At 60.3% G+C, this 25076-nt stretch carries 26 protein-coding genes; 11 read left to right on the top strand and 15 right to left on the bottom strand.

The window, feature by feature from the left end:
• Positions 1 to 316: 316 nt before the first annotated feature.
• Entirely contained in the window at positions 317 to 481 is a 165-nt protein-coding gene (rd, locus tag AEQU_RS12160) for a rubredoxin (protein WP_022741427.1), read from the bottom strand.
• Between the two features lie 237 nt (positions 482 to 718).
• On the bottom strand, positions 719 to 1759 hold the full coding sequence (locus AEQU_RS10725; protein ID WP_022741424.1) for a threonine aldolase family protein: 1041 nt from the start codon (positions 1757 to 1759) through the stop codon (positions 719 to 721).
• An 84-nt stretch (positions 1760 to 1843) separates the two neighbouring features.
• On the opposite strand from AEQU_RS10725, the gene AEQU_RS10720 reads away from it, so the two are divergent.
• Positions 1844 to 2314, top strand: coding sequence for a YbaK/EbsC family protein (locus tag AEQU_RS10720; protein ID WP_022741420.1), 471 nt, complete (start codon positions 1844 to 1846; stop codon positions 2312 to 2314).
• Between the two features lie 154 nt (positions 2315 to 2468).
• Here AEQU_RS10720 and AEQU_RS13165 read toward each other — a convergent pair whose 3' ends face one another.
• Positions 2469 to 3617, bottom strand: a complete 1149-nt coding sequence (locus AEQU_RS13165) for a hypothetical protein (protein WP_425304132.1) — start codon at positions 3615 to 3617, stop codon at positions 2469 to 2471.
• Positions 3618 to 3822: 205 nt separating this feature from the next.
• On the opposite strand from AEQU_RS13165, the gene AEQU_RS10710 reads away from it, so the two are divergent.
• Both AEQU_RS10710 and AEQU_RS10705 read left to right on the top strand, forming a co-directional pair.
• Positions 3823 to 5490, top strand: coding sequence for an FAD-dependent oxidoreductase (locus AEQU_RS10710; RefSeq protein WP_022741414.1), 1668 nt, complete (start codon positions 3823 to 3825; stop codon positions 5488 to 5490).
• Entirely contained in the window at positions 5490 to 6149 is a 660-nt protein-coding gene (locus tag AEQU_RS10705; RefSeq protein WP_022741410.1) for a hypothetical protein, read from the top strand. The genes AEQU_RS10710 and AEQU_RS10705 overlap by 1 nt, the downstream gene beginning before the upstream one ends.
• Before the next feature lie 492 nt (positions 6150 to 6641).
• On the opposite strand, the gene AEQU_RS10700 is transcribed toward AEQU_RS10705, so the two are convergent.
• Positions 6642 to 7523 carry a Fic family protein gene (locus tag AEQU_RS10700; protein WP_022741407.1) on the bottom strand — a complete coding sequence of 294 codons (882 nt, stop codon included), beginning with the start codon at positions 7521 to 7523 and terminating at the stop codon, positions 6642 to 6644.
• 63 nt (positions 7524 to 7586) lie between these two features.
• Complete coding sequence (locus tag AEQU_RS10695; protein ID WP_022741404.1) at positions 7587 to 9053, bottom strand: helix-turn-helix transcriptional regulator; 1467 nt, start codon at positions 9051 to 9053, stop codon at positions 7587 to 7589.
• A gap of 217 nt (positions 9054 to 9270) precedes the next feature.
• Here AEQU_RS10695 and AEQU_RS10690 point away from each other — a divergent pair, with 217 nt between their 5' ends.
• Both AEQU_RS10690 and AEQU_RS10685 read left to right on the top strand, forming a co-directional pair.
• Complete coding sequence (locus tag AEQU_RS10690; protein ID WP_022741401.1) at positions 9271 to 10788, top strand: molybdopterin-dependent oxidoreductase; 1518 nt, start codon at positions 9271 to 9273, stop codon at positions 10786 to 10788.
• Between the two features lie 12 nt (positions 10789 to 10800).
• Entirely contained in the window at positions 10801 to 11292 is a 492-nt protein-coding gene (locus tag AEQU_RS10685; protein WP_022741398.1) for a hypothetical protein, read from the top strand.
• Positions 11293 to 11429: 137 nt separating this feature from the next.
• On the opposite strand, the gene AEQU_RS10680 is transcribed toward AEQU_RS10685, so the two are convergent.
• A complete protein-coding gene (locus AEQU_RS10680) occupies positions 11430 to 11795 on the bottom strand; it encodes an arsenate reductase family protein (RefSeq protein ID WP_022741397.1) in 366 nt (121 codons plus the stop codon).
• Positions 11796 to 12072: 277 nt separating this feature from the next.
• Here AEQU_RS10680 and AEQU_RS12025 point away from each other — a divergent pair, with 277 nt between their 5' ends.
• Together AEQU_RS12025 and AEQU_RS10670 are read left to right on the top strand one after the other, a co-directional pair.
• Positions 12073 to 12825 carry an SOS response-associated peptidase family protein gene (locus tag AEQU_RS12025; RefSeq protein ID WP_022741396.1) on the top strand — a complete coding sequence of 251 codons (753 nt, stop codon included), beginning with the start codon at positions 12073 to 12075 and terminating at the stop codon, positions 12823 to 12825.
• 503 nt (positions 12826 to 13328) lie between these two features.
• A complete protein-coding gene (locus AEQU_RS10670; RefSeq protein WP_041715585.1) occupies positions 13329 to 14084 on the top strand; it encodes a MerR family transcriptional regulator in 756 nt (251 codons plus the stop codon).
• Between the two features lie 130 nt (positions 14085 to 14214).
• On the opposite strand, the gene AEQU_RS10665 is transcribed toward AEQU_RS10670, so the two are convergent.
• The gene (locus tag AEQU_RS10665) at positions 14215 to 14739 is read right to left on the bottom strand and encodes an HsmA family protein (protein WP_022741394.1); all 525 of its coding nucleotides are present in this window, start codon (positions 14737 to 14739) and stop codon (positions 14215 to 14217) included.
• 205 nt (positions 14740 to 14944) lie between these two features.
• Between AEQU_RS10665 and AEQU_RS12155 the strand changes: the two genes are divergently transcribed.
• Positions 14945 to 15613 carry a TetR family transcriptional regulator gene (locus tag AEQU_RS12155; RefSeq protein ID WP_022741393.1) on the top strand — a complete coding sequence of 223 codons (669 nt, stop codon included), beginning with the start codon at positions 14945 to 14947 and terminating at the stop codon, positions 15611 to 15613.
• 116 nt (positions 15614 to 15729) lie between these two features.
• Here the strand turns inward: AEQU_RS12155 and AEQU_RS10650 are convergent, their stop codons facing one another.
• The 3 genes from AEQU_RS10650 to AEQU_RS10640 form a co-directional block, all read right to left on the bottom strand.
• Positions 15730 to 16203 carry a flavodoxin gene (locus tag AEQU_RS10650; protein WP_022741392.1) on the bottom strand — a complete coding sequence of 158 codons (474 nt, stop codon included), beginning with the start codon at positions 16201 to 16203 and terminating at the stop codon, positions 15730 to 15732.
• 165 nt (positions 16204 to 16368) lie between these two features.
• On the bottom strand, positions 16369 to 16908 hold the full coding sequence (thpR, locus tag AEQU_RS10645; protein WP_022741391.1) for an RNA 2',3'-cyclic phosphodiesterase: 540 nt from the start codon (positions 16906 to 16908) through the stop codon (positions 16369 to 16371).
• A gap of 15 nt (positions 16909 to 16923) precedes the next feature.
• Positions 16924 to 17784, bottom strand: coding sequence for a DegV family protein (locus AEQU_RS10640; protein ID WP_022741390.1), 861 nt, complete (start codon positions 17782 to 17784; stop codon positions 16924 to 16926).
• Between the two features lie 177 nt (positions 17785 to 17961).
• On the opposite strand from AEQU_RS10640, the gene AEQU_RS10635 reads away from it, so the two are divergent.
• The gene (locus tag AEQU_RS10635; protein WP_022741389.1) at positions 17962 to 18888 is read left to right on the top strand and encodes a HipA domain-containing protein; all 927 of its coding nucleotides are present in this window, start codon (positions 17962 to 17964) and stop codon (positions 18886 to 18888) included.
• A 27-nt stretch (positions 18889 to 18915) separates the two neighbouring features.
• On the opposite strand, the gene AEQU_RS12360 is transcribed toward AEQU_RS10635, so the two are convergent.
• A complete protein-coding gene (locus AEQU_RS12360; RefSeq protein ID WP_084280710.1) occupies positions 18916 to 19212 on the bottom strand; it encodes a type II toxin-antitoxin system RelB/DinJ family antitoxin in 297 nt (98 codons plus the stop codon).
• Positions 19213 to 19314: 102 nt separating this feature from the next.
• On the opposite strand from AEQU_RS12360, the gene AEQU_RS10630 reads away from it, so the two are divergent.
• Entirely contained in the window at positions 19315 to 20265 is a 951-nt protein-coding gene (locus AEQU_RS10630; RefSeq protein WP_022741388.1) for a restriction endonuclease, read from the top strand.
• Between the two features lie 18 nt (positions 20266 to 20283).
• On the opposite strand, the gene AEQU_RS12020 is transcribed toward AEQU_RS10630, so the two are convergent.
• The 3 genes from AEQU_RS12020 to glsA form a co-directional block, all read right to left on the bottom strand.
• Positions 20284 to 20682: a hypothetical protein gene (locus AEQU_RS12020; protein WP_022741387.1), complete on the bottom strand. Its 399-nt coding sequence runs from the start codon at positions 20680 to 20682 to the stop codon at positions 20284 to 20286.
• A gap of 2 nt (positions 20683 to 20684) precedes the next feature.
• Positions 20685 to 21437 (bottom strand): NAD-dependent protein deacylase, encoded by a 753-nt coding sequence (locus AEQU_RS10620; RefSeq protein ID WP_022741383.1) that lies wholly within the window; start codon positions 21435 to 21437, stop codon positions 20685 to 20687.
• Positions 21438 to 21500: 63 nt separating this feature from the next.
• Positions 21501 to 22469 carry a glutaminase A gene (gene glsA / locus AEQU_RS10615; protein WP_022741380.1) on the bottom strand — a complete coding sequence of 323 codons (969 nt, stop codon included), beginning with the start codon at positions 22467 to 22469 and terminating at the stop codon, positions 21501 to 21503.
• A 203-nt stretch (positions 22470 to 22672) separates the two neighbouring features.
• Between glsA and AEQU_RS10610 the strand changes: the two genes are divergently transcribed.
• Positions 22673 to 24037 (top strand): DNA cytosine methyltransferase, encoded by a 1365-nt coding sequence (locus tag AEQU_RS10610; RefSeq protein WP_022741377.1) that lies wholly within the window; start codon positions 22673 to 22675, stop codon positions 24035 to 24037.
• A 52-nt stretch (positions 24038 to 24089) separates the two neighbouring features.
• Here AEQU_RS10610 and AEQU_RS10605 read toward each other — a convergent pair whose 3' ends face one another.
• A complete protein-coding gene (locus AEQU_RS10605) occupies positions 24090 to 24917 on the bottom strand; it encodes a PmeII family type II restriction endonuclease (protein WP_022741374.1) in 828 nt (275 codons plus the stop codon).
• Between the last annotated feature and the right edge of the window lie 159 nt (positions 24918 to 25076).

The following is a 25076-nucleotide window of genomic DNA, read 5'->3' as shown; positions in this document are numbered from 1 at the left end:
ACGATGGTGCAACAAAGTGTAGAGAGCTGCGTTATTTTGAGGGCACGTTTTAGGCAAGTTTTTCGGGGGTTTCGACATTGCGAACCCATAGAGTAGGCGCAAAAAGGGCAAAACACCAGGATTTGCCTTTGGAAAAGAGTTTCTGAAGCCTGCTTTGCCACGAACGTGTCGCAAACTTTGGAAAACTTGCCAGAAAGCAAGGCGCTTGAATGCAAGGAGCGCCGATCAGCTGAGATGCTTGGGTGATCGGCGCTCCAATGGCTGAGTCGTTTAACGGTCGCGAGGTTTTGCGCTTGACAGGGGTGGAAGTGCGGCGCTATTCCGTGTACAGCGAGAAGTCGTCCTTGCCAACGCCGCATACGGGGCAAACCCAGTCTTCAGGGATGTCCTCGAAGGCAGTTCCCGCAGCGATGCCGCCGTCGGGATCGCCCACAGCTGGGTCGTAGATGTAGCCGCATATGTCGCAGATGTACTTGTCCATGAGTTCCTCTATTCTCGCACTGGCCGCACGAAGCGTCTTGGCGGCCCGATGAACAATGCGCGACTATGATGCCACGGATCGAGACGGCGCACCCTCGCCCAGCGCAACTCGAAACTGATTCGTGAAGAATGCTTCGAATGCGCCGGCCGCCTGATCTTAAGCGGGCTGCGGGCTTGCCATGGGTGCACGAAGTGGAGACGGCGAGAGCATCGAGGCGGCAAGCAGAGGCGTCGTGAGCTACTGCATCACCTCGTGCAGGGCCGCTTCCAGGGCCGCGAGGTCGTCGGGGGTGGTGGACCAGCTGGTGACGAGGCGGATGACGGTGCGGCCGTCCCCGAGCTTTTCCCAGGTGCTGAAGCGGATGCGCTCGGCCAGCGCCTCGGCCCGGGCGTTTTCCAAGACGACAAACTGCTGGTTGGTGGGGCTTTCGCGGAAGAAGGTGCAGCCGGCCTCGCGCAGGATGCGGCGCAGCTCGTCGGCGGCCGCGGCGGCTGTGCGTCCCACTTCGCCGTACAGGTCGTCGGTGAACAGCGTGTCGAACTGCACGCCGAGCAGACGCCCCTTCGCCAGCAGGGCACCGTGCTGCTTGGCGTGGGTAAGGAAGTGGCGGGGCATGCCGCCGCGCGGGAACACGACCGCCTCGCCGCAGAGGGCTCCGCACTTAGTGCCGCCGATGTAGAAGGCGTCGGTGAGGCGCGCGATGTCGGCCAGGGTGACGTCGGTGCCGGGAGCGGCCAGGCCATAGGCGAGGCGTGCGCCGTCCAGGTACAGAGGAATCTGGTAGCGGCGACAGAGTGCCGAGAGCTCTTCCAATTCGGCCAGGGAGTACAGCGTGCCCAGCTCGGAGGGATGCGCGATGAACACCATGCCCGGGAACACCATGTGAGTGTAGCTGGCATCGGCGTAGAAGGCCTCCAGGTAAGCTTTCACGTCGGCGGCGCGCAGCTTGCCGTCGCATTCGGGCACGGTGAGCACCTTGTGGCCCGTGGCTTCAATGGCGCCTGCTTCATGAACGGCGATGTGCCCCGTATCGGCAGCAATCACGCCCTCGTGCCCGGCCAGCAGCGCCGAAATGACCACGGCGTTGGTCTGGGTGCCTCCCGTGAGGAAGAACACGTCGGCGGTCTCATCATCGCAGGCCGCACGAATATGGGCCACCGCGCTTTCGCAGAAGCGATCGCCGCCATAGCCCGGCGTCGGCTCCAGGTTCGTCGCCGCCAGTGCCTCCAGAATGCGCGGATGGGCGCCGGTGGAATAGTCGTTCTCGAACGAGATCATGAGTCCTCCTCAGGGCTTCCCGGAGATGTGTGCCGTGCTATTATTCCACAACGTCGAAGATGGTGTGGAAAGGCGGTAAGCGAGATGGCGATCGACAAGGTGAAGGCATACTTTGCGGAATTCGGGCGCGAGGGGGACGTTATGGAATTCCCCGCATCCAGCGCAACCGTGGAGCTGGCGGCCCAGGCGGTGGGCTGCGAACCGGCGCGTATTGCCAAGACGCTGTCCTTCGCCGTGGGCGACCGGGTGGCGCTCGTGGTGTGCGCGGGCGATGCTCGCATCGCGAATCCGAAGTTCAAAGCCCAGTTCGGAACCAAGCCCCGTATGCTTCCCGCTGAAGAGGCCGAGGAGCGTATCGGTCACGCGGTGGGCGGCGTGTGCCCCTTCGCGGTGAATGAGGGCTGCGACGTGTACCTCGACGAATCGCTGCGCCGCTTTGACGTGGTGTACCCGGCCTGTGGCAGCTCCAACAGCGCCATCGCCCTCACCCCCGACGAGCTGGCTGCGTACACCCCCGGCAGCACCTGGATCGACGTCTGCAAGCTGCCCGAGTAGGGTCAGGTGGATACGCCTACGACGGCCGCGCAGGTTAGCCAAGCCTTTTCCGCAGTGCGAGCGGCGACGATTCGAGCGGTTTCGCCGATGGGCTTGGCTTGATGCGTCGCTTGCGGAACGAGCTAGAATTCAGTTACCGTCCGAGTCTTCTTGATCAGAGCATTTCATGCGTTACGCCCGGGTGAGCTGGTCGTCCAGGTCGACTAGCTCTTGGCGGGAATGGATGCCGAGTTTCTTGTAGATGCTTTTGGCGTGACCGCGGGTGGTGTTTTCCGAGATGAACAGCTTGCCGGCGATGGCCGATACGGTGTGGCCCTTCATGAGCAGCTCGGCCACCTCGATCTCGCGCGGGGAAGAGCACCTGGCAGATATGCAGGATGTCGAAGCCCTTCGAGAGAAACAGCTCGAGGGCCACCACCAAAAGGGCCGCCGCCGCGAAACCGACGAGCACCGCGGCGCCGCCGGAGCTTTGGGCCGGGTCGATGCCAGCGATGAGCTTCCACGAAAACCCGAGGATACTGACGCAGAGCACGGGCCGCCATAGGTCGCCCACGGCGCGTCTTAGGGCAGGGCGCGTGAGGGGCGCCGTGACGTCGGCCTCAATCTCGGCGAGGCTCTTCTGAAGGCAAAGAAGCGCCAGAAATGGCAGCACGCAGACGGCGGTCAGAGCCACAGCGATTGAGGGCAGGAGGCAAATGAGCAAGTAGAGGCCCACCGACATGGCCGCCGAAAGGGGAATGCAGATGAGAGCGCGCTGCTGGCCTTCGGTTACGTAGAACATTTCCCAAAGCAGGAAGAACAAGGCGCAGGAGCCGCCCATGAGAATGCCTGCCGCAGCTGCGATCACGCCGTCGCCTTGGCCGAAATGGAATGCGAGGAAGTAGAGAAGCGCGGCTTCGCTGAGCATGAAGCTCGCTGCCGAGGCTGTCCAGTGGGGCAGCTCGCGATGGCGGAAAGCGCACAGGACGCCGAGGGCTCCTACAGCCAAGGGCATGAGTGCTTGTTCGGTGAGGATATACGTTTGCCAATAGTCGGCGATGGCGCCCGCGCCCTGGAACCCTGCGAGCACAATGAAGGTGACGGTCCAGAAAAAGCCGAAACCGAGGTGGTGTATTCGCAGACCTTCCAAAAGCCTTTTGGCGCGTTGCATGTGGCATCCTTCCTCCCCGCTGCATTTTAGCAGCCGCAACCGGTGGCGAGAGGTGGAGCGCCCAACAAGTTTGCGGTGACGATCGGCTGTGAACTGGGGTTTCTCAAAAACAACCCAAAATATGTCCCCCTCAAAAGCGTGATGCCGCGCCACGTTTCGGGTTCCCGTTGCTGTGAATTTACCCAATTTAGTGGCTTACGCGGAACGGCAGAAGGGGGCATAGTGCTTCTCGCGTTCCGCCAATGAGAGGGCCGGGGCCGTTGGTTCCAACTTCCCGCGGACGGCTTGGGCGAAGGGCCCGGGCGGCTTTCGCGGAAAGCTCAGAACCGTTCAGTCACCGAGACTATGGAGGGAAAACATGACTGGAATTTCTCGTCGCAACTTACTCAAGGGCGCTGCCTTCAGCGCCGCCGGCGTGGCCGCGCTCGGTCTGGCCGGATGCGCGCCGCAGACCGAGGCCACCAAGGCTGAGGCCGGCCTGGCCGAGACGGGCGAGGCTGCCAAGCACACCTGGGAAGTGAAGCCCGAGCCCATCGCGGCCGACCAGATCTCCCAGACCGTCGACACCGAGGTGCTCGTCATCGGCGGGGGCTACTCCGGCAGCTGCTGCGCGCTGTCCGCGGCCCAGAACGGCGCCAAGACCATCCTCGTAGAGAAGGACGCCGTGCTCAACGGCCACGGCGTGGGCGGCACGGGCTCTATCGCCTCGCGCGCCCTGGACGACCTGGGCCTGAAGTTCGACAAATCCCTGGAAATGGAGCGCTGGGTCTCCACCTGCGGCAACCGCTGCCGCGAGTCGCTCGTGGGCAAGTGGTTCCGCGAGTCCGAGCGCTGCATGAACTGGTTCCTCGACATGGCCGAGGCCAACGGCGCCAACTGCATGGTCACCGTGGGCTCCAACTCCACGGTGCACCCGGAGATCGCCTGCTACCACTTCATGTCCGGCGGCCCCATCTTCGAAGAGCACACCATGGCCGACTTCGTCGAGTACATGTTCGAGGCCGAGGCGCTGAAGGCCGGCGCCGAGTTCGTCTACGAGATGCCCGCCGTGCAGCTGGTGCAGGACGAGTCCGGGAAGGTGACCGGCGCCATCTGCCAGAACAAGTCCGGCGAGTACGTGCAGTACAACGCTTCCAAGGGCGTCGTTTTGGCCACGGGCGACATCAGCTACAACGACGAGTACATCGATGCGTTCGCGCCGGTGGCCAACCGCGTGTTCACCCGCCTGTGCTCCGACCAGGGCAACGTGGGCGATGGCCACAACATGGCGGCGTGGGCCGGCGGCGCCTTCCAGGAAGGCCCCTGGCCGACCATGATGCATCCCCAGGCTGCGGCCGTGTTCCACGGGCCCTTCCTGTTCGTGAACCCCGACGGCAAGCGCTTCATGAACGAGGCCACCTGGGTGCAGGGCAAGTGCCTCGGCGTGATGTACAACGGCGGTTCCGATCACGCCTGGTCCATCTTCGACGCCAACTGGCAGAACGATCTGAAGAGCTCGCTGGAGCACGGCGGCGGCATGTTCTGGGACACCTTCCGCCCCTACGGCTCCGACTACCAGGTGGCCGTGGACGGCCATACTAAGACCGTCGAGAACGGCATCGCCGAGACCCCGGACTACTACAAGCGCGCCGACACCCTGGAGGAGCTGGCCGAGCTGATCGAGGTGGATCCGGCAGAGCTGAAGGCGACCGTAGAGCGCTACAACAAGCTGTGCAAGGAAGGCGAAGACAAGGACTTCTACAAGGAGAACCACTTCCTGTTCCCCGTGGAAGAGGGCCCCTTCACCGCATGCATGGTGGCGCCGGGCCTGCTCGCCGTGTGTGGTGGCATCCACATCTCGGACAACTTCGAGGTGCTGAACGAGAACGACGAGCCCATCCCCGGGCTGTACGCCATCGGCAACTGCGCCGGCGACATCTACGCCGTGGACTACCCGATCAACATCCAGGGTAACAGCCACGGGCGCTGCCTCGTGCAGGGCAAGTGCCTCGGCGAGCAGCTGGCCGGCGTGTACCAGGAGATCTAGTGGCTGCGGAAGCTGCGAAATTCGGGGCAGTCGCTGTTGCGGCGGCCGCTCCGGGGGCGGTGGCGATGTCGGTGGAAGCTGCGGAAGCTGTGGAAGCTGCGGAAGTCGTGGAAGCGGTTGACGCGGAGCAGGCGTTCGGGCGGCTAGAGCGCCTGTACGCCCAGCTGCCGGCGATGGAAGAGAAGGGCGCGGCTTTGGCGCGCGCCCGCTCTGCCGCCGAGGTGGACGGCCTGGCGAAGGCAGCGGCCTATCGGGCGGCCGAGCTTGCCCGGGCCGAGGCTGAGGTAGCCCGGGCCGACGCCCGCGTGTGTGAGGCCGAAGCGGCTCTGGCCCGATCGGAGGCCGCCGGGGGAGATGCTGCCGAGAAGGCGGCGCACCTGGGCGACTTGCGCCTCGCGCTGATGGCCGCTGGCACCCAGCGCGGCCTGAAGGTGGGGCCGGCGCAAAACGCCGAGCGCGCCCTGGCCCGAGCGTTGGAGGCGAGTCCCTTCGACACAGTGGAAGAGGCCCGTGCGGCTCTGCTGCCGGCGGAATCGCTCGCCGCTTTGTCTGCCGAGGTGCAGGCCTACCAGGCCGACTACGCCGAAGCGCTGGCGGTATGCCAGCAGTTGGAAGACGGCGAAGAGTCGGAGGGTCTTCCGCAATCGGCCACCTCCTAGTCGTTAGAAGGCCGCGAGGTTCCGGGGGCTCTTCGATCTGCGAAGGCCTGCGGATCCTCGGTTTGCCAACCCCCGAACAATCCCGCGCGGGCGCTTCCCTCCCTGCGCCCGCTCCTTTTACGAGCCGCCCACCTCCCGGGCGGCTCTTTTGCGATCGGTACGACCTTTTTGCTCCTTTGGCATCGCCGGTTTCGGTGGCACCTATGTGGCTACCTTCCCCGAAGCTTCCGAGTCCCCAACATCACCTAGCTCTCCAATGCTTTCGTGAGGGAGCAACTTATCTTGTCGGATCCTGCACGAAATACCGCTCTGCTATGGAGCAGTGCAAGATGGTATAAAAGAGTGTAAAAGAGTGTAAAACGGTGCAAATTGGTGTAAAAAGGTGTAAGAACGTCTTCCCGAAAAATGCGCTGATAATCTGGCAGTCATAAAGCTGATAATCTTGCAGTGGAGCATCCGATAATCTGGTACTCCATCATCCCTTTCCCGAGTTTACCCAAGTCGGCGGGGGCTCTCCTCTTGCGGTGGGATGAGTCCTTTAGAACGGAACAGCTCGGCGGCGGCCATGTCGCGGTTGCGGTAGGGGAAGGGGCGGCCGGCGATAAGGCAGCCTATGAACTCGCGCAAGAACGTCGGATCGGGTTCGACCTCGAGCGGGATGTTGCGGTAGTTGGCCCGCACGAGCGCGTTGCGGAACTGCAGAGACGAGCGGTCGAAGGCCTCGCTGCAGTCTTGGGGAAACCCGTGGAAGTGCAGCAGCTGTTGGAGGAACACGGCGACGGTGCGCGTATTCCCCTCGGCGAAGGGGTGAATCTGCCAGATGCGCGCGATGAAGTCGGCCACCGAGGCGATGTAGGCGGTGTAGTCGCCTCCCTGCGCGGGAGCGGGGCTGAACTCCGAGAAGGCGGTTTCCAAATCGGCCTCGAGGGAGGCATAGTCCCCGTAGGCCACCGATTCCCGTGCGAGGACGAACTCGCGCTTCGAGATGTTGTAGTCGCGGTAGTGCTGCTCGTAGAAGGGCTGTTCCATGAGGCCGCGGAAGAGGCGCCCGTGGATGGCGCGCAGGGTGGCGGGGGAGAAGGTGAACCCGTTGGAGTCCAGAGCGTCGCAGATGCGGGCGCTGACGAGGTCGGCCTCCTGGGAGTAACGGTTGATGCCGCGCTCGACCTTCTGGTCGTAGTAGTCGTCCACGATGTCGCTCAGCTGGCGGGCGCCGATGTCGCCGGCCACGTAGCGCTCGGCCGCATCGTCGAAGACGGCGCTGGTGGTGAGGCCGTCGACGGCCTGCAGTCCTCGGGCTCCGCGCACGCGCCGGTCGCGAACCTCGTAGGAATAAGGCTCTTCGTAGCGCTCGTATTCCGATTCCGTGCCCACGGCCCACCTTCCCGCTGATGACTTCGGGCTATTGTAGCACGAGCCGCCATCTTTCTCTCCCCGCTACCGCATGTCGCTTTGCGTGGATCTCAGCAGATCGGATAACTCGTTGCGCGAGTGGATATCGAGCTTCCCGTAGATATTGTTCATGTGTGTGTTTACGGTTCGGACGGAGATGATCAGATCGCCAGCGATATCGTTCACGGTGCGGTTATGGGCAAGCATGACGATGATCTCGTGCTCGCGTGGGGTGAGTCCATAGGTTGCGGCAATGGCATCGCAGCATTGACAAATACGTTCGTCGTGAACAAGCTGTGCCGGTTTTTTGTCGAGGCCCCAAAGGGTGTCGACTTTTCGGTCATCGATCATCCAGAAGGCGATCCAGATAATGGAAGTGACAACGACGAGGGCGATTATCGAGAACAAGAGCGGCGATGGGTTGACCATCATGCAAATGGCTTTCCCTGCGAACGCTCCCAGTGCAAGACCAATGCAATTGCTGGCTATGCCCTGGGCGAGAAGCGAGCGAGCAGGTATTTGGACTCGCCGAATGATCTGACAGAGAAGCGTGAAGAACGTCAAGACAAAGTAATCAATGCCAATCCACGTGATCATGCATGAGAGGGCGGGCATCTGGAAACCGATGACGGGGAGGGCGAGGAAGCCCATGGCAAGTGAGGGCGTCACGATGAATTTGAGTCCCCAGCTCAGACTGCCTCTTTTGTGCAGGATATTTTCTATAGTGATAAAGAGTGCGGCGGAGGCTAGAGGTCCTAAGAGGCGCAGGGATTGAAGAGCAGATGCGCTTTCTGGGATCGACGAGATGCACTCAAGGAGCAAGGCGAAATCAAACGCGAATAGAAGCGATCCTGCGAGCAAGATCCAAGGAGTTGCGCCGTGGGGTGCATGCTCTTTCGCAGTGGTTTGGGCATAGGGTTTGTTGCCAGAGGAAATTGGCTTCGTTTTTGCAAAGACGACAGCTGAGACAAGGGGCAAAACAAGTTGAAGTACAGAGTATTTCGCAGAAGGTAGGGTGGCGCCGAGCAAGTATGCCAAGCCGTTGACCGCAACATCGACAACGAGGGCGAGAGGAACAATAAGTGATGGCTCGTCCGAGGTGCTGGCGATTTTCGACAGCCACTCGAGGAAGAGCGGTGCAGATGCAAATCCGGCAACGAGTAGCAGAAGAACTCGCCATGATGATTCCTCTGTATAAAGAGAGATGACGCGCGCTATGAAAGGCAGCATGCTCATGCACAGCGCAGACGCCCAGACGATTCCCCTAGGTATTCTCTCCTTTTGGCGTTTTTGTTTCAGCAGGAGAGCGATGAGAGCCAGGCCGCAGCCTAGGGAGATGAAGCATCTCTCGGAAGGAATCATGGAGGTGGCTGAAGGGCTTGCTCCCGGCGATGCCAAGTAAAACGAATCCGTCCAAGCCCACCAAAGGCCAAAGCCCATGGCGAGCAGCGCAGACGATGCGCTAATAGGCAGTGTTATTCTGGCTTCCTTGTCTTCCGGTTGTTCTGCCATGGCTCCCCCTCTGCTTCAGTTGAACGATTCCGAGTATACGGGTTGTTTTTTTCTTTGCCTACGTAATGGTTGCGTAGATGCGTGAAAAGACCCGTCTGTTTTGCTCAAGACGAATTTGTTAGCCGAGATTAAGGTTGAAAGTGCAGCGGAATAGTAAGGAGGTGGTTCCGCAGGAGGCTGTGCCTATGAACAACTTCTATGAGAAGGAGGAGAAACAATGAAGAGAAAACGCATCGTTGGAATAATCGTTCTGATGCTGTCGTTGGCTGTCTTCTGCCTGGCAGCTTGCCAGCCGCAAACGCGCGAGGTGGAAGCTGCCGAGCCCGAGCCAACCACCTTGGCTCAATCGGGATCGACGGAGCGTGACTCGGGTTTTCTTCCCGAGGCCGATTATACGACAAACTTTATCAATGCCGGCAATCGCGGTTGTGGGTCGTGCCATGGCGACGATTTATACTCGCTCGTTTCAGGGTATCGACAGCATCTGCCCTATAAAGATCTGGCGGCCTATGGACAGGGAACGAAGGTCACTGACTGCATGACCTGTCATCGACCCCAAGCCATTGGCGGTGGTCCCATGATCGGAGAAGCAATCCATCAGGCGCATTACAATAACCAAGCGTTCACGGGCAACTGCTTCACGTGTCACGCGACCACCAATGATGGGGAGTTGGTTCTTTTCGACGAGTACATCTACACCGGTGAGCTGGGCGGTTTCCCCGAGAACGTCGGTAGTCCCGAATGGCAGGAATGGATTGCCCTGCGCGGGAATGTGTCGGGAGGAGATACCATCGCGGGCATCAATGTGGTCAATGATTGGCAACTTGATAGCGTGGAGCTCGATCAGCGCACATCTTCTCTCGAGGATTTGTTTTGCAGCGTCAACGGGCAGGTCGAAAATATCGATGCTGCTTCCTATGAGTTGAAAGTAGACGGTGGAGTGAACAACCCTCGCACTTTCACGCTTGATGAATTGAAGGCGCTTGGAGAGGTGACCAAGGGGACTTGCGCCATCTGCGCCGGTAATGGATTCGATTGCACGCAGGTGGGTAATATCGAGTACACAGGTGTTCTGCTCGAAGATGTAATTGAGGCGTGCGGTGGCTTGAAGGATGGTATGGTCACGGTGCAGCGCTCGACGGCCGATGGCTTCATGAATGGGTTGTACAGCCAGATTGAAGAGGATCTTGCCGAGGGGGCCATGCTCGCCTGGGCCCAGAATGGAGAGCCTCTTTCCCCAGAAGAGGGCGCACCGTTGCGTTACGTGGTTCCCGGATGGCCCGCCTATTCATGGACGAAGTATCTCACGCAAATTGACTTCATTGGAGAGGAGCGTCCCGACAAAACGGGCTGGAACGATTGGTACACAGGCTTCCCGCCCGAGGGATCCGATATCTACAACCAGATTTGCGATCCGCTGGACAGTGCCTTCTGGACTCCGAGTAAGGACGGCCAAACCTACAAGTTAGGCGATACGGTAACGTTGGAGGGCTATGTGTGGGCGGCGCAGTGCGACGAGCACCACACCTCGGCAGTGCGCTTCAGCGCCGACTACGGCTACAGCTGGACTGATATCGAAGTTCCTGCCGACTTCGATGGAGACCAATGGGTGTACTTCACGGCAAAGTGGACGCCTACGGAGCCCGGCGTGTATATGCTGTCGGTGAAGCCTGGCGATGCGGGTGGCTTCGATACCCAGACTGCCGCGTCGGTGTATGTGGTTGTGGAAGAGTAGGAAGGGGAGATCATGAGCAAGACTGTGAAAAAGGCCACGGCAGTTGTTGGTTGCGCGATGCTTGCGAGTAGTGCCGTAGTTGCGCCAGCCATGGCCATCGAATCGAATGGGGCTTGTGACGCGGTCGCGATCCAAGATGCCTCGCAGGAAATTGTTGCGACGGAGAGCCATGATGCTGTTTCCAAAGTTATCGGTACGTTCGCCTATACGCAGGATTCGCTAAGTTCGAACGAGTACATTAGCGGCATCTTCTCCAAGGCCGCTGCGACGCTTTGTGCGTCTTTGCCCGACTACGCGGTTCGCGCCGTGACAAGCGATCTGATGGTGAGAGGCGTCGATGGGCTTTCGTGGACGGTTCCCGAGCAGATGCTCGAGGAAGGAGACTTGGCCAAGATCATCGGGTGCTCCTGCGCTTCCAATGCTCCGGGTGGCGGGGCGGTAGCGCAAGCTGAAGTCTCGGGGGTGAGCCTTGAGGCTCTGGCAGCACTTGCCCAATCTCGGTAAATAGCAAGCCTCCCCTCTACTTGCTATTTCATGAATCGGCCCGGTCGGCCCGCGTTAGCGGGAAGGCCGGGCCGATTTAGCTGTCAGCTTTGCTTATCTGAGATACCTGCGGTTTCGTCCGCAGTTTCGTCGTTGCTCTAAACTCCCAGCGCCTCTTCCCAGGAGGCTTCCTTGAAGCCAGGGATGACGGTGTCGGCAGTGACCAGCAGGGGGCGCTTTACGAGCATGCCGTTGGTGGCGAGCAGGGCGTATTGCTCGTCTTCGGACATCTCGGGCAACTTCTTCGACAGCTCCATCTCGCGGTAGAGCATGCCGCTCGTGTTGAAGAAGCGCTTGAGGGGCAGCCCGCTCCGCTCGTGCCACGCGCGCAGCTCGTCGGCCGTGGGATTGTCCTCCACGATGTGCCGGTCGGCATAGGTCACGCCGTGCGCGTCCAGCCACTTCTTAGCCTTCTGGCAGGTGGAGCACTTCGGGTATTCCAAGAACAGAACATCGGCGGCCATGACGCCCTCGCTTTCTCACGCGCAGCCCGATGGGTTGCGTTCGCTATACTTCGCTTGAGAATTATATTTGCTATACTTCGTCCGAAAAATAGATTTGCTATATTTACTATACTTGGTATATTTCTACGACCTGTCTATATTTAATAGATTTCGCTACAGCACGGGTTCTGCAGATCAAGCTCACGCATATTGCAAAACAGTATCTTCCGGATAGGTCTTATTCAGCTGCGAGTTTGGGGCGAGAAAGCGTGCGGGCGCGAATCCGAAGGGGGCCGTTGTGTGTCATCGGTTTGAGATGGTGAGCGGGGAAGAGGCCGATGCGGTGCTCGATTGGCTGCGGGCCGTGCGGCGGGCGCTGAACGCGGGTGGTTCGACAGCTGCGACGGCGGTGGTGCCGCTAGCGTTTGGCCGGCCGGTGGATGTGTCCTTCGATGCCCTCGATTGCTATCCCGGCGCAGAAAGCTCGGTCATTGTGATGGAAGGCGAGCGGGTCGAAGGCGATTTGGTTTCCGACGGCGAGGGAGGTTCCTTTGCCGGTGACTGTGGTGGCGATTTGGCGCGGATCGACCTTTTGTGGGGCGTCGACGTTTCCTGGAAACGAGGGCTCGTGTTCAATGCGCGCATCGAGTCGGCGCTGTCAGGGTCGGGCCTGTGGAACCAGGCTATCGAAGACGGTCGGTGCATCGTGCCTGTGCGGGCCTTCTACGAGACGCGGAATGTCGATGAGGGGGCGCGCGGTCGCAAGCCGCAATATCGGTTCTCAAATGCGGGCGGCACGGCACTTCTGCTGGCGGGACTGTGCTTGAACGACCGCTTCGTGCTGGTCACCTGCGAGCCCGACGCCGTGGTGGGACGCGTGCACAGCCGCATGCCCCTCTCGCTGACGGCGCCGGAAGCCTTAGCGTGGCTGGATCGTTCCACCGACGCTCGCGATCTCCTCGCCCGTCACGTTCCCGTATCTCTGAAAGCCCAGGAAGAGCCCGCTCCCACCCGGCGTCCCGCCGACCCCGACCAAATGGCGCTGTTCTAAGCTCATAGTTGGCTGTTGAGGAAGTAGCGAGCTATGAGCTGCTCCGAAGGGCGCTAAGCCTGCCAGTCGATCCGGCGACTTAGGTGGCGGCGCTGAGCAGTGGCGGCGCTGAGCGAGAGTGGCGTTGAGCCGTGGTGCAAGAGAAGTGCCCGGAAATTTTAAGCCCCGAATCGACGGTATTTACGGAGGAGCCGTCGATTCGGGGCTGTCTTTTTGCCCATTTGCGAGAAAGTGGGTCTTTTCTAGCCTCAAAATCACGGTTGTTCAGAAAGAACCGTCAATTTGTGGCTGCAAAATCTTTCGAAAGCCCTTGACCCTTACGGAGCGTGAGGGTTTATGCTGGTTTCGACAAGGCGAGATGAGCGATCTTGCGAAGAAGTGGAAGCGAAGGTGCTGGGAGTGAAGGAGAGGCGAACGTGGCAGCAAAGGCAAAAGCGGTAACGGCCAAAATGCCAAGCATGCGAAAGGCGCCAAAGACGCAAGCGGAAGAAGCCTCGTACACCGTGGGTTCGCTGGCGAAGCTGGCCGGCGTAACGGTGCGGGCGCTGCACCATTACGAGGACGAGGGGCTGCTGCATCCCGAGCGCACGGCCAGCGGCTATCGTCGTTACGGTGCGGCAGATGTTGAGCGGTTGCAGCAGATTCTGTTGCTTCGATCCTGCGGGCTTTCCTTGGGCGACATTCGCGTGGCCCTCGACAACGGCGATTTCGACTTTCACGGGGTGCTCGTCAATCATCTTGCCACATTGCGCGCGCGGCAAAAGGAATTGGAAACCCTGGTGGGAACGGTGGAGAAGACCATCGCGTCCCTGGAAGGAAGATGCACTATGACTGATGAAGAGCGGTTCGAAGGGATGAAGGCCCGAGCTATTGCCGAGAACGAAGAGCGCTACGGCGCCGAAGTGCGGCAGGCTTACGGTGACGCTGCCATGGATGCCGCCAATGAGCGCATGGCCGGCATGTCCCAGGAGGAATGGAGCGACGCCAAGGCTTTGGAAGCTGCTATCATTGACCAGCTGGCTGCAGCGAAGGAGACGGGCGATCCGACGGGTGAGGCGGCTCGGGAGCTGTGCTCCATGCACGCTCGCTGGCTGCAAATGCACTGGGGCGAGGGAGCCTATTCGCCAGCGGCCCACGCGGCTCTGGCCGAGGGCTATGTGGCCGACCAGCGCTTCACGGCTTACTACGACGAAGCGGCAGGCGAGGGCGCAACGGCCTTCCTGCGCGACGCCCTCATCGCCTGGTGCGCCGAGCAGTAGAAAGAAGAGGCGGAACGTCTAAACCTCATCCCCCAAAAGGGGCCAACTTGGCATTTTCGCAGGTAGCCCCTGGTTGGGGGATGCGCATTCGATAGGGTCGGGAAGCGGTGCGATCTTCCCGACCCTATCGCTAGTGCGAAATCGCGTGGGGGCTGGTGCCGCGACTCTTTCCGCCGCGATCATTCTTCTTGCGTCCTTTTGCGAACAAAATGACAGCCAAGATTGCCACGATGATGACGCTGGTGCCGATGGCGCACACGGCCTGCAGGTGGATGGCGGGGATGCCCACGAGCATGCCAATGATATAGGGCACGAGCCACGCTAGCCATACCACGGTGCTGAAGGTGTGGAAGCGGCGACGTGCCTGCTGGCTGCCGCGTTTATAGGTGAAGGTGGCCCAGAGCGCATGCACCAGCATGAGCACGATGGCCACGACGCCCGTGATGGCATGGATGCCGAAGCCGGAGGCCGCTGATTGGCTGGCGATGTTGCTCATAGTGAGGGTGCCGGTGGTGTCGCACGCAAGGCCGATCCAGAACAGCAGCACGTGCTTCAGGCTCAGGGTGCCGCCGCGGCGCTCGCCGAAGACGCCCCAGGTATAGAAAAAGAGCGCCAACGAGATGGCGACGGAGGCGAATACCAACTCTGCAGACATGAGAATCCTTTCGGTTAGATTGAGCGACGATTCACCTTTAACTTGAACATCGTTCATTAATGAACTATGTTCACAATAGAGACCGAGGGGAGGAACCGCAAGGCCGAATGCGCGGATTCGCAAGGTTTTCACAGCTTTGTTTTCTGCTGTTCACGAATACCGGGCATAATGAACGGGATTCATCTTAAGCGGGAGAAGGTGCGCTATGGGTAATCGTCCAGTGATCAGCAAGGAGCAAATTCTCGATGCGGCGTACGAGATCGCCACGACAAAGGGGCTTGGCGCGCTCAGCATTCGCGCGGTGGCGGCGGCGTGTGGCGTGGCCGTGGGCACGGTGTATAACTCGTACCCGACGAAATCGGATTTGGTGAACGATGTGGTGGGGCGGTTTTGGCAGCGTGCCTTTTCTGATCGTATGGGTGCGGTAACCGCGGGAGGCGTTGCAGATTTGGAAGAAGGGGACGCCGGCACGACTGCGCATGCTGATACCGGGAATTGCGCCAGCATCCAACAGGCCGACGCCCGCGCGGGCGATTCTTGCGATTTCGTCGAGTTTTGCCGACAGTTGGCGGGCGAGATGGCTCGCGCTCTCGAAGAGTTTCGCAGCGATTTTCTCGACGGCCTGACGGCGCTCGGGGCCTATGACTTGGCGGTGGCCCGCCGCCGTGAAGCAGAGAGCTTTGCCCATGCGCGTCTCGGCTTGCAAGTGGCGCTTCAGCGTGACCCTGCCGTGCGCCGTGAGCGTCTGAAAGGCTCCCTTGCTCCCGATCTGCTTTGCGATCTTGTATGGGAAACCATGATCGATGCGGCGCGGCACCACAAGCCGCTCGACGAAACGCTGTTCGCGCTTCTCCGGATCGCCCTGTACCGTTAGTTGCGCTCTGCGAGATTGTCCGGCATATACTTGCTCGTCATCCGACTTTTGTCTGCGGCGCGTGCCATGCATGGGGCGCAGCGTGGCAGAAAGCTCTTGCTGGAGGGGGGGACGATCTACAAGTTCTCGATCCACGTGCGCAGCGTGGTGTCGCTCGGGCCTCCGTTGAGGAGCTTGCCGGGCAGCACGGTGGCGCCGGGCGTCAGGGAGGCCATGCGCTCGGGGGCCTTCCCAAGGCCACTGCCTCCGCTGGTGGCGAAGGGAACGATGGTCTTGCCAGCGAAGTCGGTGGATTCGAGGAACGTGTCGATAATGCGGGGTTCCACGTACCACCAGATGGGGAAGCCGACGAAGATGGTGTCATAGCCATCTAGCGACGGTGCGTCGACCTTCATTGCCGGACGGCTGGCCTCGTCGTTCATTTCCTTGGTGCTGCGGCTCGAGCGGTCGGTCCAGTCCAGATCGGCGGCGGTGTAGGGGTTGGCGGGAGCGATTTCGAACAGGTCGGCGGATGCGGCGCTGGCAAGCGTCTCTGCCACGCGGGCCGTCGTTCCCGATGCGGAGAAGTAGGCAACCAGCGAAGTGGTCATAAGGCATGTCCTTTCACAAGACAGTATTTGTCTTAGCCTATAACTTAGAGTCGACTTCAAGTCAAGGAGGATTTGGCGAAAGCGCTACGTCGGCAGCGCACAGCCGGTCGAGACGGGGTCGGCTTCAAAGGTTGTGCGGCTTCGCTGTGCCAGCTTCTCTCGGGTTTAAAGATTGGGCCTCGCTAGCTCCACGGTGTAAAGGGGCTTGTACTCGGCACCGTCGCGGGAGAGGGTGCTCTTGAACAGCGTGACGGTTTGGGCCTGCGCGGGCAGGGGGAAGGCGAGAAGAGGCAGGGGCTTTTTCGGAATGCGCACGCGGCGACCCAGCGTGATGTGCGCGCGGAAGGGCTTCGGGTCGAAGGGGACGTCGCGGGCGGCAAGCTCTTCGCGGACGCGCTCGGCCAAGGTCGCGAGAGCCGGGTCAGATGCGATGCCGAGCCAGAGGGTCGCGTCGGCCGGGCGCCCAAACTTTCCCAGACTGTCGGACGCAAGCAGAACAGAGGCCGAGCCAGCGCAAGCTGCATCAAGAGCGTCCATGGCCCGACTCGCCTCCGCGTCGTCGATGTCGCCGAGAAAGGCCAGCGTCAGATGGTAGGTGCTTCGGTCGAGAAAGCGCCCGTCTAGCGAGGCGCTGAGCCGCCGCGCCATGGCCGCCACGTCATCGGCGAAGTCCGTGGGTAGTTCTAAAGCGATGAATGCGCGCATGGCGATCTCCTGCTTTCACGCGCTCGGTGTTTCGGTCATGAACAGGATGCCGAGAGTGCCGGGCCCGCAGTGGCTGGAGATGGTGCAGCTGGCCGTGGTGGTGTAGATGTTTTGGAAGCCGCGCTCTTCCAGCATGCGGCGCACGGCGTCGGCAATCTCATCGCTCACACCGGAGTGGGTGACGAAGATCTCGTCCTTCACGATGTCGGGGTAGCGCGCCAGGGTGTCGCTCACGTAGCGTTCGAGCACTTTCTCCTGCTTGCCGCGGTAGAGCTTGCCCACCTTCATGGCGCCGCTCTGGTTGTCCACGAGGATGCCCGGCCGGCAGCTGAGCTTGCCGCCCAGGTAAGCTACCAGTGTGGGGCACCGGCCGCCGGCGGCGAGGAATTCCATGGTGTCCAGCACAAACGACGCATGGGATCGGCTGTGCAGATCGGCTGCCTCGCGGGCGATGTCGGCGGCGCTCATGCCGGCATCGCGCATGCGGCACGTCGCGAGCACCTGCAGGCCGATGCCGGTCGAAAGACTCTTGCCGTCGATGACGTAGACGCCCTCCATGTCGGCCGCCGCAGCGCTCGCGTTCTCGTAGGCGGAGGAAAGCGCGCTGCCCAAGTTGAAGTGGACGACCTGCGAGCCGTCGGCCACAAGCTCGGCGAAGTGCTGCCGGTAGGCCTCCGGCGAGCAGGCGCCCGTTTGGGGCAGCGACTTGTCCTCGTAGAAGCCGTCGAACAGCACCTGGGGCGTGATGTCGATGTTGTCCAAATGGTCGCGCCCGCGAAACTCAATATGGAACGGGAAGCTGCGAACCTGGTGGCGCTCCCGCTGCTCCGGCGACAAATCGCACGTGCTGTCCGCGCTGATGATGACGTTAGGCATGGCCATTCCCTTCAAAGGGGTTAAAAGCTGGAATGCATTGTAGCGCTATTGCGGGCAGTGGGCATTATAAAAGCATTTCCGGCCATCTTGTTTTGCCGTATCGCGTCTTTAGGATCACCGTCGTGGGCCATGCTACAATGGCTGAACCGTTTTGCGCGAATTGAAGGAGGTCGTTTCATGGTTGAGATCGCTGATCTGCGCGATTGTGCCCCGAGCGGCCTTTTCTATGGAGGACGCGCGGGACAGAAGGAGGGCATTCTCATCGAAGGGGAGCCCTGGATTGCCAAGTATCCGCGCACGACGCGGGATTTGGCGGGCAAGCACCTGCCATCGTACACCTCAAGCCCGGTTTCCGAGTATCTGGGTTCGCATATTTACGGGCTTTTGGGCATTCCCGTTCACGAGACGATGCTGGGATATCGGGCCGGGAAGATCGTCTGTGCCTGCCGCGACTTCACCTTCCCGAACGCGCGGCTCTTCGAGTTCAAGGAGATCAAGAACGCCCTTTCCGACGACGATGCCGGCTTCAATTCTGCGCCGTCGGACGGGGAGGTCGTTCTGCTCGGCGATGTGCTCGCCGCCATCGAAACGTCCGATTTGCTGCGAAGCGTGCCGGGTGTGCGCGAGCGCTTCTGGGACATGTTCGTGGTAGACGCCTTCATCAAGAACCCCGACCGCAACAACGGAAACTGGGGCGTTCTCATGACGGCACCGATGATCTATGAGCTGGCGCCGGTCTACGATATGGGCAGCTCGCTCTTCAGCAAGCGCAGCCCCAGCGTGGCGGCGCGCCGGCTGGGCGACGAGGAAGCCGAACACGAGGACGCCTTCGGAACGAATGTCTCGTGCTATCGGCTGCCCGATGGCGAAGGCGGCAGCGTTGCGATCCACCCCTTCGAGTATATGGCGAAGACGACGAACCCCGACTTGACGGCTGCTATCAAGCGCTTTGCGGCAGCCGTGGACATGGAGGCCATCGACGGACTCATCGACAGCGTGCCTGAAGAGGCCTACGGTGTCGTGATTCTATCGGAATCGATGCGCGAGGAGCACAAGCGACTGCTGAGAAAACGTCTCGAAGAGGGTATTCTTCCGCTTCTGTAAATAAAGCGATGCGTTGGAGGGCCTGTCTTAAGCCTCCTCGTCTTCTTCATTCCATTCTGCCTGAATCGCTGCAAGCAATTCCGCTCCTGTCCGATAGCCGGGGCCATTTGCCGCTTTAAGCTCTTCGGTTTCGCGAATCGCCTCGAGCGATTCATCGTTAGGCTCGGGGTCAGACAGCGTAATTGGAATTCTGTGCTCTCTAACTATCTGCTTGTAGAAAGCTCGCGTGACCGATGCCAAATCCAGTCCAAAATACTCGACAACGTCAGAAGCGGCATCTCTAGTGTCGCTGTCGATCTCGATGGTTATATATGATGCTGCCAAGAAAGCCCCAATCTCGCATGTGCTAGTATTGCGAGCATAGCGCTTTGTGTTTTACGACTCAAGCCGAAGGGCCGGGCGTAATATTTAACCAAGGAGAGGTTCATGGCGGTTCCGAAGTACGATGAGATGATGGTTCCGGTTCTGCGGCGTATTGCGGAGACGCCTGGAGACGCTGTGACGAGCAAGCAGCTTCGGCGGTTTGTTATCGACTACTGGGGTTTGAACGACAACGAAGTGGCTGAAACGATTTCGAGTGGGTTCGAACGCTATGCCAACAATATGTTGTGGGCCTGCACTTATCTTAAGCAGGCAAAATGCATCGAGTCGCCAAAGAGGGGGACTTACCTGGTCACCCAGCGAGGGCTCGACCTGGTCAACAGCGGTGTCGAAAAGCTCGATCGCCAAGCGCTTATGCGGTTTCCTGAGTTCTGCGACTTCCTAAATCGGAGCCGCAAGGGAAAAGACGTCTCCGAGAAAAAGACCGAGGAGACGGTCACCCAACCTATGGCTGTCGAAGAGAGCGAGTCTCCGGAAGACACGATAGACGAGGCGTTTCGCAGTATTGAGACGGCGTTGGTGTCGGATATCCTCGAAGCCATCATGCAGCAATCGCCAGCGTTCTTCGAGCGTCTCGTTGTTCAGCTTTTGCTCGCCATGGGATATGGTGACTCGCTCGACGATTCGGGCTCGGTTACTCCTCTTTCAAACGATGGAGGCATTGACGGAGTGATCCGCGAAGATAAGTTGGGGTTCGACAACATTTACATCCAGGCAAAGCGATGGGATTTAAATGCATGTGTCGGGCGTCCTGATCTTCAGGCATTTGTGGGAGCATTGACGGGCACGGGGGCAACGAAAGGTCTCTTCATTACAACAGCGCGGTTTTCGAAAGGTGCGCTTGAATATGCGGGCATGCAGCATGCGGTAAAGCTTGTCCTTGTCGACGGAGACCAGCTTGCGCGTCTTATGATTGCGCACAATGTCGGTGTGTCGGTGCGGCATACCTATGAGATCAAAGGAATTGATCGGGACTACTTCGATATTGATAGCTAAGCTGGGAATGGTGTGACCCTATTGCCTCTCGAAATAGTCGCGGTCGGTTAGGTAGTAGGTGCGGATGTAGCCGGCGGGGGATACGACGACGAACTCGCCGGTGGATTCCAGGAAGTAGAGGTCGTCGCCGTCTTTGGCTTGCAGCTTGTGGAGGGCGGCTGGGTTGGCGACGACGGCGTTGGCGGCGGCGAGGTATTCCTCGGCCGTGGCACAACCGGTCTCCTGGCCGTGCTTTTCGAAGTGCTGCTGCAGTTTGTCTTCGGTGCGGAAGGCGAGGCGCGAGGTAGCTTCGGTGGCGGTTGCGTCGGGGGAAGGTGCGCTTCCGCTTTCGCCGGGCGCAAACCCGCAGCCCGATAGGCACAGGAGCGCAGCCAGTCCGAGAGCGAGAATCTTCCGTGCTTTCAGAAGCGAATGCATCTTTAGTACCCGAGCACGTCGCCGACGTTGGCGGGGATGCAGAGGTCGGCGTGGGCGTCGCGTGGGGTGGGGGTGCGGTTGATGATGGCCAAGTGATCGCCGCTGAAGTAGTCGATAAGACCTGCGGCTGGGTACACCGCCAGACTTGTGCCGGCGATCACGAGCAGGTCGGCGCTGGCTATGGCGCGCACGGCCGCTGTCACGGTGGCGTCGTCCAACGGCTCCTCGTACAGCACCACGTCCGGCTTCACGATGGCGCCGCAGTGCGCGCAACGCGGCACGCCGTCGGGACTCTGCTCGCGCAGGGCCAGCAGCTCCTCTGCAGTGCACGAGGCGCCGCAGCCCATGCAGAAGTTGCGCCACACGCTGCCATGCAGCTCCAGCACGTTCTGGCTGCCGGCCTTCTGGTGCAGCCCGTCGATGTTCTGGGTCACGACGGCTGAAAGCGCTCCCTGCCGCTCCAGCTCGGCCAGCTTGCGATGGGCGGCGTTGGGCGCAGCGTCCAGGGCCAGCATGCGGTCGCAATAGAAGTCGAAGAACTCGCGGGGGTGGGCGTCGAAAAAGCTGCGGGATACCATGGTCTCGGGCGGATAGGGGTAGCGCTGGGCGTAGAGCCCGTCGGCACTGCGGAAGTCGGGGATGCCGCTTTCCGTGGACACGCCAGCACCCCCGAAGAACACCATAAGGCCCGGCGCGCACTCGTCAATCCACTGGCGCAGCCGCTCAATATCACGTTCGGTTTGATCGCTGACCATGGCACGTCCTTTCCGCATCCAATCGCTTGGGGCCTTGGGGCTTTCCAGGAATTGTACCCGACCCTAGGCCTCGACGAGATCGAAATGGGTGTTGGAGAAGACGTTCAGATTCAGGCTCTTCATCAGGTGCTTGAGCGCCGCCTGGGCCTTCACGGAATTGCCCGCGTCATCCAGCGGCGGCGCGAAGGCGCACACGCCGAACAGGCCGGGCATGACGCCGATGACGGCACCGCCCACGCCGGTTTTCGCGGGCAGCCCCGTGGCGTACAGCCAGTCGCCCGAGTGCTCGTAGAAGCCGACGGCGCTCATAAGCGCGACTACCTTGGAAGTGAGCGCTGCGCCGAACACGCGCTTCTTCGTGAGGGGGTTCACGCCGTCGTCGGCGATGGTGGCCGCCGAGATGGCCAGCTGCTCGGCCGTCACGCCCAGTGAGCACTGGCGCGTGTACAGGTCGAGCGACATCTCCGGATCATCGTACATGCGGCCGTACTCTTGCAGCAGCCACGTGATGGAGCGGTTGTCGAAGTTCGTGGCGGATTCGGAATGGTACAGCTCGTCGATGAGTTGGGGCTTGCTTCCCAAAAGAGCGGTCATGTTGTCGAAGATGGCCTTCCATTTCCCATCGGCATCGCCGTGGGGCTTGACGAGCGAACAGGCCGCGATGGCGCCGGCGTTCACGAGCGGCGTGGAGGGTCGGTCGTTTTCCAGCAAGATGGCGAAGATGGAGTTGAACGGCAGCCCCGTGGCATCGGCGCCGATGTCGTCGAGGATCGCCTGCGCGCCGTGCTGTTCCAGTGCCAGAATAGCCGTGTGCACTTTCGAGACCGATTCAATGCCGAAGCGGTAGTCGGTGTCGCCCACAGAGATGAGCCGGCCGTCCGGCAGGCACAGACTGATGCCGAACAGGTCGGAATTCACGTTGGCGAGATAGGGAATGTAGTGCGCATTTTGGCCGCCCTTGATGTCCTTGCAGGCTTCGTAGGCGTCGTGCACGGCGGTGCTGATCTGGTCGAAGGTGAGACGGGTGATCATGGCGCGCTCCTCGCTTCGTGGTGAGAGTTTTTCTCATGGTACGCCGCCGCCTACGGGGCCGCCGCACTCTGACGGCGGTCGTTGGCAAACTGTGGGAGTAGAGCGAGTTCTTTCATCCGGCTGTCGCCTCCACGACTGCGCTAAAGCCGCTCTGTGATAATATGGTCTGAAAAATTTTCCAAATAGAAAGAATGTTGAGATAGATGGTTTCGGAGAAGAAGGAAAGTCTTCTTTCGGTAGATGACGCGGCAGATTCAATCGGCGTTACCAAGCAGACGGTGACGCGGCTCATCCGAGAGGAAAAACTGCCAGCCCAAAAAGTCGGCAACAAATGGGTCCTTCGCGAAGAAGCGCTGCGGGACTACATGCGGGACAACAATCTCGTCCCAGAGCCTAAGGATCATGGGTGCTTGATGAGCGAAAAGCCGGGAATAGTGGCGCTCAGCTTCTTTTCGGGGGCGCTCGGCCTTGACCTGGGCATGGAGGCTGCGGGCATTGAGCCGCTTCTCTATTGCGAAAACGATCGCAAATGCAGGATGACCATTCAGGCAATGCGACCGCAAGGCGCCCTGATCGGCGACATCAACCAGTACTCGGCAACGGAGATCCTTCAGATGGCCGGTTTGGAATCGGATGCGAAGGTCGATGTCATGTTCGGCGGCCCTCCTTGTCAGGCTTTTAGCACGGCTGGCGCGCGACGTGCGTTTGACGACGCGCGGGGTAATGTGTTCCTGAAGTACCTTGAGCTGGCCTCAGAAATAAAACCTACGTACCTGGTAATAGAAAATGTACGCGGGCTTCTTTCGGCTCCCTATGCTGTTGAGCGACACGGGCAGCCGGTCAAAGGGGGCGCGCTGCATGTGATTCTTCGCAAATTGGAGGAGGCGGGGTATTCCGTGAGCTTCAATTTGTATAACGCTGCGAATTTTGGTGCGCCTCAGATTCGGGAACGCGTTGTGCTTATCGGAAAGCGGGGAGAAAGCAAAGCCCCTTATTTGACGCCCACTCACGAGTGCGATGGGCAGCACGGACTTCCGCCGTGGAAAACGTTCGGCGAGGCCGTGGGGGATTTGAAGGCGCGTCCCATGCAGCACACTGATTTCCCCGAGAAGCGCCTCAAGTATTTTAGAATGCTCAAAGAGGGGGAGTATTGGAAAGATCTGCCCGTGGCTGTGCAGCGCGATGCTATGGGGAAGGCCTTTGAGCTGTCGGGTGGCAAGACGGGATTCTATCGGCGCATACGATTCGATCGTCCGTCTCCGACGCTGGTCACCTCTCCGACGATGCCGGCGACGGATCTGTGCCATCCTACGGAAGATCGCCCGCTTTCGGTGGAAGAGTACAAGCGCGTTCAGGGCTTTCCCGACGATTGGCGTATCTGCGGGAATGTTGCGGATATGTACAAGCAAATCGGCAATGCGGTGCCGGTAGCGCTTGGCGAGGCCATTGGGCGGGCGATTATCGGGGATATGAACGGGGACGAACCTGACGAGCGATTCGCCGATTTTCGCCATTCCCGCTATCGATTGACCAACGACGAAACGTGGCAGGCGCCTGTCGCACGATGATTTCCGACATGGCTGCGCCTGTTCTATGGAGGGATATGACGCGGCTCTCGAACTAGCAAAGCCGCTGCTTGAGCAGTTGGACGTCGTTCATAGTGTTGCCAAGGGAGTTCTCCTCAAGGGCCTGGCGCATCTCTTCCTGCAGCCGGTCGATGCATTCTTGACGCGCTTGGCGGACATCGCCGATCTCGATGCGGGAAACGTCGTCGATGAGACCCTCGACGGAGTCGAAGCCGGTGAGCCATTGCCAGAAAGCCGCCCCTGTCAGGTAGCGGTACTGAAACCCGGCGATGTCCCGGTTGGCTTGATCGCGCTCGTCGGGCTGGTAGGTGCGTATCTCATCGATGGCCTTGTTGTGGCGCAGCACGCAGAACGCTGGCAGCACTTGTTGGTTGCTGGCGCGCTTGAATCGCCGCTGAGTCTCGCACTTATCTTTCAATTCGCGGAGCTCCTGGGGGAATGACGCCGAATTGGTGGTGTTGACTTGCGATTTGAGCTCGCATACGTAAAGGGCTCCGTCGCGCACCGTCATCATGTCCCCCGTGTCGAGGGTGTCGGAGGAAATCGCTGCAATCAGCGCCTGCCACAGGTTGCCCATGACCGTTTCCTCGCTGGAGCTTTCGCAGGCCCGGAATGCCTCGAGGACGAACTCTTCAGCGGTGGCAACGCCGCGGGCGGCGAACATGATGACATCTTTGCCAAGCAGTTTCCTGAGGTTGATCTTAGAGCTGTCGCGATAGTAGGCCGCCCTCTTGGCGGAGAACTCTCGCAGCATGTCGTAGGCAATGGCGCGCTGCCGGGCTACGTCGTCAGTGTAGACAACGCCGTTCTCGATGCGCTGTTCTGCGGAAAGGGTAATGGATGGGTGCGAAGGGGTGTCCATAGCGAACTGCCTTTCTTGGCGTTTGTTTGCGAATACCATTATATTGCATGCATGGGGCCATTTCAGAAACGAGCTTGTTTGCGAGCGTGGCTTTGCTGAAGGGTTGTGAGGCTCGCTTGTTCTAAAATGTCAGCTAAACATTCCTTTCCAGAAAGGCCT

Origin of the sequence: Adlercreutzia equolifaciens DSM 19450 (genome assembly GCF_000478885.1) — a bacterium.
GTDB classification, from domain to species: Bacteria; Actinomycetota; Coriobacteriia; order Coriobacteriales; family Eggerthellaceae; genus Adlercreutzia; species Adlercreutzia equolifaciens.
The sequence above is the reverse complement of the archived record's forward strand: the minus strand, read 5'-3'. Positions and strand labels throughout refer to the sequence as shown.